Raw genomic sequence first — 12755 nt, 5'->3', positions numbered from 1 at the left:
ATCGACACGGACACATTCTGGAAGAAGCGAACATGAGACACATCATTTCCGTCCTGCTGGAAAACGAACCGGGCGCGCTGTCGCGCGTGGTCGGTCTCTTTTCCGCACGCGGCTACAACATCGAAACCTTGACGGTGGCGCCGACCGAAGACCAATCGCTGTCGCGGCTGACCATCGTTTCCATTGGCTCGGACGACGTGATCGAACAGATCACGAAGCATCTGAACCGCCTGATCGAGGTGGTGAAAGTGGTGGACCTGACCGACGGTGCACACATCGAACGCGAGCTGATGCTGATCAAGGTCCGTGCAGTGGGCAAGGAGCGCGAAGAAATGAAGCGGATGTCGGACATTTTCCGCGGCCGCATCATCGACGTGACCGAGAAGACCTACACGATCGAATTGACGGGCGCGAGCGACAAGCTCGACGCATTCATCCAGGGGCTGGACGCCACCGCGATCCTCGAGACCGTGCGGACCGGCAGCTCCGGCATCGGACGCGGCGAGCGCATCCTGAAGGTGTGATGCCGATATTGCAAGAAGGCACGCCGGGTGCGCCGTCATGTCCCGGCTCGCAGTACCCCATCCGAACGAATTGTTGAATTTTTGAATTAGCGAAGGAACCATCATGAACGTTTTCTACGACAAAGACGCCGACCTCTCCCTCATCAAGGGCAAGCAAGTCACGATCATCGGCTACGGCTCGCAAGGCCATGCGCACGCACTGAACCTGAAGGACAGCGGCGTGAACGTGACGGTCGGCCTTCGCAAGGGCGGCGCGTCGTGGAGCAAGGCCGAGAACGCCGGCCTGTCGGTCAAGGAAGTCGCGGAAGCGGTGAAGGGCGCGGACGTCGTCATGATGCTGCTGCCGGACGAGCAGATCGCCGACGTGTACGCGAAGGAAGTGCACGCGAACATCAAGCAGGGCGCGGCGCTGGCATTCGCGCACGGCTTCAACGTCCACTACGGGCAGGTGATCCCGCGCGCCGACCTCGACGTGATCATGATCGCGCCGAAGGCCCCGGGCCACACCGTGCGCGGCACGTACTCGCAAGGTGGCGGCGTGCCGCACCTGATCGCGGTTGCGCAGAACAAGTCGGGCGCGGCACGCGACATCGCGCTGTCGTACGCGGCGGCGAACGGCGGCGGCCGTGCCGGCATCATCGAGACGAACTTCCGCGAAGAAACCGAAACCGACCTGTTCGGCGAGCAGGCCGTGCTGTGCGGCGGTACCGTCGAGCTGATCAAGGCGGGTTTCGAGACGCTGGTCGAAGCCGGCTACGCGCCGGAAATGGCGTACTTCGAGTGCCTGCACGAACTGAAGCTGATCGTCGACCTGATCTACGAAGGCGGCATCGCGAACATGAACTACTCGATCTCGAACAACGCCGAGTACGGCGAGTACGTGACCGGCCCGCGCGTCGTCACGGAAGAGACGAAGAAGGCGATGAAGCAGTGCCTGACCGACATCCAGACGGGCGAGTACGCGAAGAGCTTCATTCTCGAGAACAAGGCGGGCGCCCCGACGCTGCAGTCGCGCCGCCGCCTGACGGCCGAGCACCAGATCGAGCAGGTCGGCGCGAAGCTGCGTGCGATGATGCCGTGGATCGCGAAGAACAAGCTCGTCGACCAGACGAAGAACTAAGCACCCCGTGCTGTTCCGGCCCTTCGAGCGAAGGGCCGGCATCAAAAAGCCGTCCGAAGGCAGCAGTGCCCCGGGCGGCTTTTGTTATGCTACGGGCTTTGCAATTCACCGAACACAGAACGAATCCATGAACTATCCTCATCCGATCATCGCGCGCGAAGGCTGGCCGTTCATCGCGATTGCAGCCGTCATCGCGCTGTTGATCCATGCCGTCGGGGGCTTCGGCTTCGCGTGGCCGTTCTGGCTGCTGCTCGTCTTCGTCGTCCAGTTCTTCCGCGATCCGCAGCGCCCGATCCCGGCGCAGCCGAACGCGGTGCTCTGCCCGGCAGACGGCCGCATCGTCGCGGTCGAGACCGCGCAGGATCCGTACGCGAACCGCGAAGCGCTGAAGATCAGCGTGTTCATGAATGTCTTCAATGTCCATTCGCAGCGTTCGCCGGTCGATGGCGCGATCAGCAAGGTCGAATATTTCCCGGGCGCGTTCCTGAACGCGGCGATCGACAAGGCGTCGACCGAGAACGAGCGCAATGCGGTGGTGATCCAGACGGCGAGCGGCAAGACGGTCACGTCCGTGCAGATCGCCGGCCTGATCGCGCGCCGGATCCTCTGCTACGTCCGTGCCGGCGAGCCGCTGTCGCGCGGCCAGCGCTACGGTTTCATCCGCTTCGGTTCGCGCGTCGACGTGTACCTGCCGCTCGGCAGCCGCGCGAAGGTGTCGATCGGCGAGAAGGTCTACGCGTCGTCGACGATCCTCGCCGAGCTCGAGCAGTAAGGGGCGGGGCGCACGATGGCCGCATTCAAACCGCGTCGGCCGCGCAACGGCTCCAGCCAGACGCCACGCCCGTTCCGCCGCAACAAGGTGATGGCGCCCGATCAGGCGCCGCTCGAAAGCCGCCGCGCCGCGCGCCAGCGGTTCCTGAAGACGCGCGGCATCTATCTGCTGCCGAACGCATTCACGACCGCCGCGCTGTTCTGCGGCTTCTTCGCGGTCGTGCAGGCGATGAACGTGCGCTTCGAGATCGCCGCGATCGCGATTTTCGTCGCGATGGTGCTCGACGGAATGGACGGGCGCGTGGCGCGCATGACGCATACGCAGAGCGCGTTCGGCGAGCAGTTCGACAGCCTGTCGGACATGGTGTCGTTCGGCGTGGCGCCCGCGCTCGTGATGTACGAGTGGGTGCTGAAGGATCTCGGTCGCTGGGGCTGGCTCGCCGCGTTCGTCTATTGCTCGGGCGCCGCACTGCGTCTCGCGCGCTTCAACACGAACATCGGCGTGGTCGACAAGCGCTTTTTCCAGGGGCTGCCGAGCCCGGCCGCGGCCGCGCTGATCGCGGGCTTCGTGTGGCTCGCGACCGACAACCGCGTGCCGATGAAGCTCGGCTGGCTGCCGTGGGTCGCCTTCGTGCTGACGATCTACGCGGGCGTGACGATGGTGTCGAACGCGCCGTTCTACAGCGGCAAGGCGCTCGACGTGCGGCACCGCGTGCCGTTCGCGGCCATCCTGCTCGTCGTCGTCGCGTTCGTGCTCGTGTCGTCCGATCCGCCGCTGATGCTGTTCTGCCTGTTCGTGCTGTACGGGCTGTCCGGCTACGTGTTCTGGGCCTACATGGCCGTGCGCGGGCGCGCGAATCCGGCGCGTTCGTCGCAGCGCGATCACTGACGCCGACGCTGCGCGTGCCGGAAGCGGCGGCCTCGGGGCCGCCGTTTTCATTTGGCCCTTTTTCGAGCCGGGCTGCGTCGATTCCCGGGTGCCGTCCGATTGCGCGGCCAACGGAATGTCGCTATAGTCTTCGGCATGACTGCATTTCCCCACCTCTCCCTCCTTCTAGCCGGTGCGCCGCTACGCGCGCTAGCTTTGGCGCGCCTGCCGCGCTGACCGTTCTCGCCCTCCGTCTCAAGCCTCGTCTGTTGTTGAACGTCGCCAGCGGTGGCGCGATCTCGTTACGTTTGACTTCCGTATAAAAGAGCCCTGGAGCCCCCCATGACAGACAAGCTGATCATTTTCGATACGACGTTGCGTGACGGCGAGCAATCGCCCGGCGCGTCGATGACGAAGGAAGAGAAAATCCGCATCGCGAAGCACCTCGAGCGGATGAAGGTCGACGTGATCGAGGCCGGCTTCGCGGCCAGCTCGAACGGCGATTTCGACGCGATCCACACGATCGCCGGTCTCGTGAAGGACAGCACGATCTGCTCGCTGGCGCGGGCCAACGACAAGGACATCCAGCGCGCGGCCGACGCACTGAAGCCGGCCAACAGCTTCCGGATCCACACGTTCATCGCGACGTCGCCGTTGCACATGGAAAAGAAGCTGCGGATGACGCCCGACCAGGTGTTCGAGCAGGCCCGCCTCGCGGTGCGTTTCGCGCGCAAGTTCACCGACAACGTCGAGTTCTCGCCGGAAGACGGCAGCCGTTCGGACATGGATTTCCTGTGCCGCGTGCTGGAAGCCGTGATCGCCGAAGGCGCGACGACGATCAACATCGCCGACACGGTCGGCTACGGCGTGCCGGAACTCTACGGCAACCTCGTGAAGACGCTGCGCGAGCGCATTCCGAACTCGGACAAGGCGATCTTCTCGGTGCACTGCCATAACGACCTCGGGATGGCGGTCGCGAACTCGCTCGCCGGCGTGAAGATCGGCGGCGCGCGTCAGGTCGAGTGCACGATCAACGGTCTCGGCGAGCGCGCGGGCAACACGTCGCTCGAAGAAATCGTGATGGCGGTGAAGACGCGCAAGGACTACTTCGGTCTCGACGTCGGCATCGACACGTCGCAGATCGTGCCGACGTCGAAGCTCGTGTCGCAGATCACCGGCTTCGTCGTGCAGCCGAACAAGGCGGTGGTCGGCGCGAATGCATTCGCGCACGCGTCGGGCATTCACCAGGACGGCGTGCTCAAGGCGCGCGACACCTACGAGATCATGCGCGCGGAAGACGTGGGCTGGACCGCGAACAAGATCGTGCTCGGCAAGCTGTCGGGCCGCAACGCGTTCAAGCAGCGCCTGCAGGAGCTCGGCGTATCGCTCGACAGCGAAGCCGAGTTGAATGCCGCGTTCATGCGCTTCAAGGATCTGGCCGACCGCAAGGCGGAGATCTTCGACGAGGACATCATCGCGATCGTGTCCGAGGAATCGGCGCTCGCGCAGGAGCAGGAGCACTTCAAGTTCGTGTCGCTGTCGCAGCGTTCGGAAACGGGCGAGCAGCCGCAGGCGAAGGTCGTATTCGCGGTCGAAGGCAAGGAAGTGACCGGCGAGGCGCGCGGCAACGGTCCGGTCGATGCGACGTTCAATGCGATCGAAGGCGAAGTCGGTAGCGGATCCGAGCTGCTGCTGTACTCGGTGAACGCGATCACGACCGGCACGCAGGCGCAGGGCGAAGTGACCGTCCGGTTGTCGAAGAGCGGGCGGATCGTCAACGGCGTCGGTACCGATCCGGATATTGTCGCCGCGTCCGCGAAGGCATACATTTCCGCGCTGAACAAGCTGCATTCGAAGGACGACAAGGTCAACCCGCAGCGCTCGTAAGCGCCGCGCGCGACGCGACCCCGAAACGCCCCGTGCGGCCCTGCGCCGCCGGGGCGTTTTTTCATCGGCCGCTCATTCGGCGGCCGGCGCACGGAACAGCCAGCGGCGCGCGGCCGCGCGTGGCGCCGGATGGCGCCGGCGGAACTCGACCGCGATCCCGCGCCGCGGCGCATCGGCGACGAACGCATCGAGCAGTTCGAGCACGTCGTGATCGATGTAGTCGGCGCGCGTCGCGTCGATGATCACCGCCGCCCGGTCCGGAATGTGCCGCAGGTGGTGCTTGACCTGCACCTTGCCGAGAAACGACACGTCCTTGCGGAACGACAGCAGGAAGTGATCGTCGTGCTGCGCGAGCGTGACGGGGCTCTTCAGGTTCGCGACGGCGACCGCGAGCACGCTGCATGCGAGGCCCATTGCGATGCCGAACAGCAGGTCGACCGCGAGCACGCCCGCGATCGTCGCCGCGAACGGCACGAACGCGGCCGGGCCTTGCTTCATCACCGAGCGGAACAGCGCGGGTTTCGCCAGCTTCAGACCGGTATGGATCAGGATCGCGGCGAGGCTCGCGAGCGGGATCAGGTTGATCAGGCCGGTGAGCGCGAACACGCTCGCGAGCAGCAGGATCCCGTGCACGATCGCCGACATCCGGCTTTGCGCGCCGGCGTTGACGTTGGCCGAGCTGCGCACGATCACCGACGTGATCGGCAGGCCGCCGACGGCGCCCGCGACGAGGTTGCCGACACCCTGTGCCTTCAGCTCGCGATCGGGTTGCGTCGGCCGGCGCTTCGGATCGATCTGTTCGACCGCTTCGAGGCACAGCAGCGTCTCGAGGCTCGCGACGACCGCCAGCGTGATCGCCACGCGCCATACGTCCGGATTGACGAGCTGCGCGAAGTTCTGGCCGAGCTCCGCGTGCTTGAGCGACGCGGCGAAGGCGGCGAACGATCCGAGTTCGGGCAGGGTGACGCGATGAGCGGCGCCCGGCGCGACCGCGGGCGCGACGACGCCCAGCGCGAGCGTCGCGCCGATACCGAGCACGACCACCGCGAGCGGCGCGGGCACCGAGCGCACCAGCGCGAAGCGGCGCAGCGCGGGGGTGTCCCACGCCACGAGCAGCGCGAGCGAAACGAACGCGATGGCCGTGGCGGCCCATGCGACGGGCAGGCCCGGCCAGTTCGCAAACGATTGCGCAGCCTGGCCGCCGATGCCGAACGCGAACGGAATCTGCTTCACGATCAGCAGCAGGCCGATCGCGGCGAGCATGCCCTTGATGACGGGCGACGGCACATAGGCGGCGAAGCGGCCCGCGCGCAGCATGCCGAGGCCGAACTGCAGCACGCCGGACAGCAGCACCGCGAGCAGGAACGCGGAGAAGCTGCCGAGTTGCGCGATCCCTTCGACGACGATCACGACGAGGCCGGCGGCCGGCCCGCTGACGGACAGCGACGAGCCGCTCAGCAGCGCGACGACGATGCCGCCGACGATGCCCGACACGAGCCCGGCGAACGGCTCGACGCCGGAGGCGTTGGCGATGCCGAGGCAGAGCGGCAGCGCGACGAGGAAAACGACGATGCCGGCGACGATGTCGCGCGGCAGGGTGGACAGACGCTCGTTCAGTTTCATGGTTGGGGGTGGTTTCGTTGGCATGGAGGGCGGGGCGCGGATCAGCCGAGCGCGGCGGCCGCAGCAGGCTCGGGCTCGGGTTCGGCCGGCGGCACCGTGTAGCCGGAATCGAGCTCCTTCAGAAGCCCGTCGGCGAGCGAAAAGATCCAGCCGTGCACGAGCGGCGGCCGTTCGCGGCCGCGTACGATCGGCGACGCGCGCAGCAGCCGCACCTGTTCGAGCACGTTCAACTCGGCGAGGCGGTCGGCGGCGGCCAGGTCGTCGAGCCCGTCGAGCGTGTCGCGATGACGCCGCGCGAGCGCGCAGAGCGGCGCGATGCGGCGCGCGACGTGCGGCAGGTCGGCGGGCGGCGGCAGCAGCGACGCGCGGACCCCGCCGCATCCGTAGTGGCCGCACACGATCACGTGATCGACCTTCAGCACCCGCACCGCGTACTCGAGCACGCTGGCGGAATTGTCGTCGTCGGGGTGGAACAGGTTCGCGATGTTGCGATGGACGAACAGCTCGCCCGGTGCGCAGTGCGTGATGGTTTCGGCCGGCACGCGGCTGTCGGCGCAGCCGATCCACAGGACGCGCGGGTTCTGGCCGCGCGCGAGCGCGTCGAAGAAGCCGGGCGTGTGTTCGCGCGTCTCGCGGGCCCAGGCAATGTTGGCAACCAGCATGCTCTTGGGGCGATTCATGAGGACTCCTTTCCGATAAAGGCAAATAAATACCGAACGAAATGACGTAATGGCATTCTTTCTAAATTGAAAGGTTTGGTTTCGCTGATATTAGGGGTATGCCCTAGCAGTCCGGGTGGATTGAAACAAATTGTTTCAAATTGATTGGGCGTAGTGCATTGCATGCACCAACGCGACGCATGAGATGCACTGCCCATGCCTGTTTGCGCGCAACGGCCCGCATGACGGGGCGTTCAGCGGATCGCCATCGTAATGTCATTGATTCGGAAAAGTTTTCCGTCTTATTCGTTGAATCAAATAAGGCGACGGAAAAAATGAAATGGCCATTCAGCAATAATTCGCGAATGGCCATTGCGATAATTGCGCGTAAATGCGCAATCGGTCAGAACAGGTTGCGGCGATCGGGGTCGTGCAGCGGGTCCGGCGTTTTCTGCGTGGTGCGCAGGATGCCCTGCGGATCGAAATAAAAGCTGTACATCATGTACCAGACGTTGTCCTCCAGATACCGGTACGTCCAGACCTCGCGCTTCATCAACGGGAAGTAGGAGGTCTCGACCGGGCGTCCGAAATTGACGAGGACGTCGGTTTTCGTCCACTTGCCGATCTCCGCGCGATAGAACTCGCTCGGCTGCAGCACCTGGCGCACGTTGACGATCCGGTGGGCTGCATCGACGTCGGCCGCGATCGTGATCTCGCCCATCGGCTGGGTCGGCCACATCAGGCGCTTGCCGCCGCCGGGCAGGTCGTAGATCTCGCGCGGCGGCCCCATGCGCGCGACGATCGCCGATTCGTCCTGGCCGGCCTGGTATTGCTGCCACGGTTGCGCGCAACCGGCCAGCAGCGCGGCGGCGCAGGCGGCCAGCACCGGCAGGCGCGCGGGAATGCGAATGCGCATCGGATTCTCCAGAACACGGAAACAAGCCCCGTTTTATCACGGACGGCGCGCGATCGCGCATCGCGCGGAAAAAATCGGTGCGGATCGCGCACCGCCGCGCTTGCGGGCGGCGGGTGCGGGGGCCTATGATCCGCGCTTCTCGGGCAGATTGAAGGGCAGGTGGCCGATGCTGGGGTGGAAGCGATGCGCGCTCGCGTGGAGCGCGGGGTGGATGCTGGTGTCGTCCGCATTCGCCGGCGGCGAGCCGGTGCGGATCGCGCTGATCGAAGGGATGTCGGGCCCGTTCGCGAACGCGGGCGCGGCAGTCGAGCGCAACTTGCGCTTCGGCGTCGAGCAGGTCAATGCGGCGGGCGGCGTGAAGCTGCGCGACGGCGCACATCCGCTCGAACTCGTGGTGCTCGACAGCAAGGGCAGCCCGGAGGAGGCGCTCGTGCAGTTGCGCGCGGCCGCCGACCGCCATATCGGCTTCGTCGCGCAGGGCAACAGCTCGGCCGTCGCGGCCGCGCTCGTCGCGGCGCTCGACAAGCTGAACGCGCGCGATCCGGACCGCCGGATGCTGTTCCTGAACTATTCGGCCGACGATCCGGCGCTGACCGGCGCGCGCTGCAGCTTCTGGCATTTCCGCTTCGACGCGCATGCCGGCATGCGGATGGCCGCGCTCGCGGACGTGATGGCGCGCGATCGCGCGCTGCGCAAGGTCTATCTGTTGAACCAGGACTACAGCTTCGGCCACGACGTCAGCGCCCTCGCGCGGCAGGCGCTGGCCGCACGGCGTCCGGACGTGGCGATCGCCGGCGACGAATTCCACCCGATCGGCCGGATCAAGGATTTCTCGCCGTATATCGCGAAGATCCGCGCGAGCGGTGCGGACGCCGTCGTGACCGGCAACTGGGGCAACGACCTCACGTTGCTCGTGAAGGCGGCGCGCGAACAGGGGCTCGACGCGAAGTTCTACACGTTCTACGGCAACAGCCTCGGCGCGCCGGCGGCCTTGGGCGACGCGGGCGTAGGCCGTGTCGTGGCGGTCGCCGACTGGCACCCGAACGCGGGCGGCGCCCGATCCGACGCGTTCTACCGCGCGTTCCGGGCCCGTTTTCCGGTCGCGCAGGACGACTATCCGGTGCGGCGGATGAGCCAGATGATCGACATGCTGGCCGCCGCGATGACCCGCGCGGGGTCGGCCGACCCGGTCGCGGTCGCGCGTGCGCTCGAGGGCCTGTCGTTCGACGACGGCTTCCACGCGTCGCGGATGCGCGCGCAGGATCACCAATTGATCCAACCCCTTTACGTGATGGAAATGGACAAGGCCGGTACGCCGGGCGTGCGCTTCGACAACGAAGGGTCGGGCTACGGCTTCCGGACGGTGCTCGCGGTGCCGGCGCCGCGTACGGAGATGCCGTCGACGTGCTCGATGACGCGCCCGTGACGGGAAGCGGTAAGAACGGCACCGAGTTGTGCTACAATGCGCGCCGGTTGTAAATCACGGCACGGCCATTCTTCCGTGTCCGCCTGTTCAGTTAGAAAGGAAATCACATGTCTGTTGCAGATATCAAGAAGTCGGAAGTCGTTGCTCAGTTCGCCCGCGGTACCAACGACACGGGGTCGCCCGAAGTCCAGGTCGCACTGCTGACCGCACGTATCGTCGAACTGACGGGTCACTTCAAGACCCACGCGAAGGATCACCACAGCCGCCGCGGCCTGCTGCGCATGGTGAGCCGCCGCCGCAAGCTGCTCGACTACCTCAAGGGCAAGGATGCCGACCGTTACCGCGCACTGATCGAGAAGCTGGGTCTGCGTAAGTAATCGAGGCGATTGCCGCCAGCAAGATGCCTGTGTCAGTCCGCTGATACAGGCATTTTGTTTTTGCGCGGTGCGTAGCGTCACGCGCATCGCAGGCTGTCCGGCACGTTCGTGCGGGGCCGCCGCCACGACCGATACCGGGGCGGGATTTGTGTCATTCCAGCGCGTCGCTGCATGAGCGCCGCGCTGGAATGGCATAAAAAACACACCTTGCTCCGGGTGATTCGGTCGGGACGCCGCCGCGCAGGATTGCCGGCGCGGCGAACGAAATGCATGAATACAAAGGAGCAACCATGTCCATGTTCAACAAGGTCGTGAAGGAATTCCAATGGGGCCAGCACAAGGTGCGCCTCGAAACCGGTGAAGTCGCCCGCCAGGCGAGCGGTGCCGTGATCGTCGACGTCGAAGACACCGTCGTGCTGGCAACCGTCGTCGGCGCGAAGTCGGCGAAGCCGGGCCAGGATTTCTTCCCGTTGACCGTCGACTACCTCGAGAAGACCTACTCGGCCGGCAAGATCCCGGGCGGCTTCTTCCGCCGCGAAGGCCGTCCGTCGGAGCACGAGACGCTGACGTCGCGCCTGATCGACCGTCCGCTGCGCCCGCTGTTCCCGGAAGGCTTCTACAACGAAGTCCAGGTCGTGATCCACGTGCTGTCCGTGAACCCGGAAATCCCGGCGGACATCCCCGCGCTGATCGGCGCATCGGCTGCGCTCGCCGTGTCGGGCCTGCCGTTCAACGGCCCGGTCGGCGCCGCGCGCGTGGCGTACATCGACAACGCGTACGTGCTGAACCCGACGCGTGAGCAGCTCAAGGCATCGCGCCTCGACCTCGTCGTCGCGGGTACGGAGCGCGCCGTGCTGATGGTCGAGTCGGAAGCCGATCAGCTGTCGGAAGACGTGATGCTGGGCGCCGTGGTGTTCGGCCACGAGCAGATGCAGGTCGCGATCGACGCGATCCACGATCTGGTCCGCGACGGCGGCAAGCCCGAGTGGGACTGGCAGCCGGCGCCGAAGAACGAGGCGCTGATCGCACGCGTGACCGAGCTGGCGCAGAACGATCTGCTCGCCGCTTACCAACTCCGCGACAAGCAGGCGCGTTCGGCGAAGTTGAAGGAAGTCTACGCGGCGACGTCGGCGAAGCTCGAGGAAGAGGCGCTGGCGGCCGGTACGGTCGCGGCCGACAAGGCCACCGTCGGCAACATCCTGTTCGACATCGAAGCGAAGATCGTCCGTTCGCAGATCCTGAACGGCGAGCCGCGCATCGACGGTCGCGACACGCGCACCGTGCGCCCGATCGAGATCCGCACCGGCGTGCTGCCGCGCACCCACGGCTCGGCGCTGTTCACGCGCGGCGAGACGCAGGCGCTGGTCGTCGCGACGCTCGGCACCAAGGGTGACGAGCAGATCATCGACGCGCTCGAAGGCGAATACCGCGAGCGCTTCATGCTCCACTACAACATGCCCCCGTTCGCGACCGGCGAAACGGGCCGCGTCGGCTCGCCGAAGCGCCGCGAAATCGGCCACGGCCGGCTGGCTAAGCGCGCGCTGGTCAAGTGCCTGCCGAGCGCCGACGAGTTCGGCTACTCGATCCGCGTCGTGTCGGAAATCACCGAGTCGAACGGTTCGTCGTCGATGGCGTCGGTATGCGGCGGCTGCCTCGCGCTGATGGACGCCGGCGTGCCGATGAAGGCGCACGTCGCGGGTATCGCGATGGGCCTGATCCTCGAAGGCAACAAGTTCGCGGTGCTGACCGACATCCTCGGCGACGAAGATCACCTCGGCGACATGGACTTCAAGGTGGCCGGCACGGAGCAGGGCGTGACGGCGCTGCAGATGGACATCAAGATCCAGGGCATCACGAAGGAAATCATGCAGGTCGCGCTCGCGCAGGCGAAGGAAGGCCGCATGCACATCCTCGGCAAGATGACCTCGGCGGTGTCGGGTGCGAACACGCAACTGTCGGAATTCGCGCCGCGCATGATCACGATCAAGATCAACCCGGAAAAAATTCGCGACGTGATCGGCAAGGGCGGTTCGGTGATCCGCGCGCTGACGGAGGAAACGGGCACGACCATCGACATCTCGGACGACGGCGTCGTGACGATCGCGAGCACGAACAGCGACGGCATGGCCGAAGCGAAGAAGCGCATCGAGCAAATCACGGCTGAAATCGAAGTCGGCCAGGTGTACGAAGGCACGGTGCTCAAGCTGCTCGATTTCGGCGCGATCGTGAACCTGCTGCCGGGCAAGGACGGCTTGCTGCACATCTCGGAAATCGTCAACGAGCGCGTGAAGGACATCAACGACTACCTGAAGGAAGGCCAGCAGGTGAAGGTCAAGGTGATCCAGACGGACGAGAAGGGTCGCGTGCGTCTGTCGGCCAAGGCGCTGCTGAATGAAGCAGCGGCGGCAGCGCAGTCGGATACGCCGCCGCAGCAGTAAGCGGACAGGCGGATCAACGGCCGGCAGTGCGAAAGCGTGCCGGCCGTTTTTTCTGTAGCATCGTTGTGCGGCGCAGCAGCGCCGGCCAGGCGCCCGCGCCGTGCGCACGGGCGTGCCATCCGATTCCGATCCTGGAGCGACTCTCA

Annotated in this window: 11 protein-coding genes; 8 read left to right on the top strand and 3 right to left on the bottom strand. The window is 65.7% G+C overall.

All coding sequences use genetic code 11. The features are described 5' to 3' along the window. The first annotated feature begins 32 nt into the window (after nucleotides 1-32). The 5 genes from ilvN to WS54_RS24870 all read left to right on the top strand — a co-directional run bounded on the left by ilvN (nucleotide 33) and on the right by WS54_RS24870 (nucleotide 5170). Nucleotides 33-524 carry an acetolactate synthase small subunit gene (ilvN, locus tag WS54_RS24895; RefSeq protein WP_034207977.1) on the top strand — a complete coding sequence of 164 codons (492 nt, stop codon included), beginning with the start codon at nucleotides 33-35 and terminating at the stop codon, nucleotides 522-524. Between the two features lie 103 nt (nucleotides 525-627). Next, complete coding sequence (gene ilvC / locus WS54_RS24890) at nucleotides 628-1644, top strand: ketol-acid reductoisomerase (protein ID WP_006478252.1); 1017 nt, start codon at nucleotides 628-630, stop codon at nucleotides 1642-1644. A gap of 127 nt (nucleotides 1645-1771) precedes the next feature. Next, a complete protein-coding gene (locus tag WS54_RS24885) occupies nucleotides 1772-2416 on the top strand; it encodes a phosphatidylserine decarboxylase (RefSeq protein ID WP_006491035.1) in 645 nt (214 codons plus the stop codon). Nucleotides 2417-2431: 15 nt separating this feature from the next. Next, nucleotides 2432-3304 carry a CDP-diacylglycerol--serine O-phosphatidyltransferase gene (gene pssA, locus WS54_RS24880; protein WP_034207976.1) on the top strand — a complete coding sequence of 291 codons (873 nt, stop codon included), beginning with the start codon at nucleotides 2432-2434 and terminating at the stop codon, nucleotides 3302-3304. Between the two features lie 321 nt (nucleotides 3305-3625). After that, nucleotides 3626-5170, top strand: a complete 1545-nt coding sequence (locus WS54_RS24870; RefSeq protein ID WP_034207975.1) for a 2-isopropylmalate synthase — start codon at nucleotides 3626-3628, stop codon at nucleotides 5168-5170. A gap of 72 nt (nucleotides 5171-5242) precedes the next feature. Here the strand turns inward: WS54_RS24870 and WS54_RS24865 are convergent, their stop codons facing one another. The 3 genes from WS54_RS24865 to WS54_RS24855 all read right to left on the bottom strand — a co-directional run bounded on the left by WS54_RS24865 (nucleotide 5243) and on the right by WS54_RS24855 (nucleotide 8368). Further along, nucleotides 5243-6793, bottom strand: coding sequence for a SulP family inorganic anion transporter (locus WS54_RS24865; RefSeq protein ID WP_059781340.1), 1551 nt, complete (start codon nucleotides 6791-6793; stop codon nucleotides 5243-5245). 41 nt (nucleotides 6794-6834) lie between these two features. Then, nucleotides 6835-7473 carry a carbonic anhydrase gene (locus WS54_RS34535; RefSeq protein WP_059781342.1) on the bottom strand — a complete coding sequence of 213 codons (639 nt, stop codon included), beginning with the start codon at nucleotides 7471-7473 and terminating at the stop codon, nucleotides 6835-6837. Nucleotides 7474-7855: 382 nt separating this feature from the next. Continuing rightward, nucleotides 7856-8368 carry a hypothetical protein gene (locus WS54_RS24855; RefSeq protein WP_034207972.1) on the bottom strand — a complete coding sequence of 171 codons (513 nt, stop codon included), beginning with the start codon at nucleotides 8366-8368 and terminating at the stop codon, nucleotides 7856-7858. Between the two features lie 166 nt (nucleotides 8369-8534). Here WS54_RS24855 and WS54_RS24850 point away from each other — a divergent pair, with 166 nt between their 5' ends. The 3 genes from WS54_RS24850 (at nucleotide 8535) to pnp (ending at nucleotide 12609) form a co-directional block, all read left to right on the top strand. After that, on the top strand, nucleotides 8535-9794 hold the full coding sequence (locus tag WS54_RS24850; RefSeq protein WP_059781343.1) for a branched-chain amino acid ABC transporter substrate-binding protein: 1260 nt from the start codon (nucleotides 8535-8537) through the stop codon (nucleotides 9792-9794). A 107-nt stretch (nucleotides 9795-9901) separates the two neighbouring features. After that, on the top strand, nucleotides 9902-10171 hold the full coding sequence (gene rpsO / locus WS54_RS24845) for a 30S ribosomal protein S15 (RefSeq protein WP_006398792.1): 270 nt from the start codon (nucleotides 9902-9904) through the stop codon (nucleotides 10169-10171). 290 nt (nucleotides 10172-10461) lie between these two features. Further along, nucleotides 10462-12609 (top strand): polyribonucleotide nucleotidyltransferase, encoded by a 2148-nt coding sequence (pnp, locus tag WS54_RS24835; RefSeq protein WP_034207970.1) that lies wholly within the window; start codon nucleotides 10462-10464, stop codon nucleotides 12607-12609. Nucleotides 12610-12755 lie beyond the last annotated feature (146 nt).

The organism is Burkholderia sp. NRF60-BP8 (assembly GCF_001522585.2).
In the GTDB taxonomy this organism is placed as follows: Bacteria; Pseudomonadota; Gammaproteobacteria; order Burkholderiales; family Burkholderiaceae; genus Burkholderia.
Note: the sequence above shows the minus strand (reverse complement) of the source record. Positions and strands in the feature narration are given on the sequence as shown.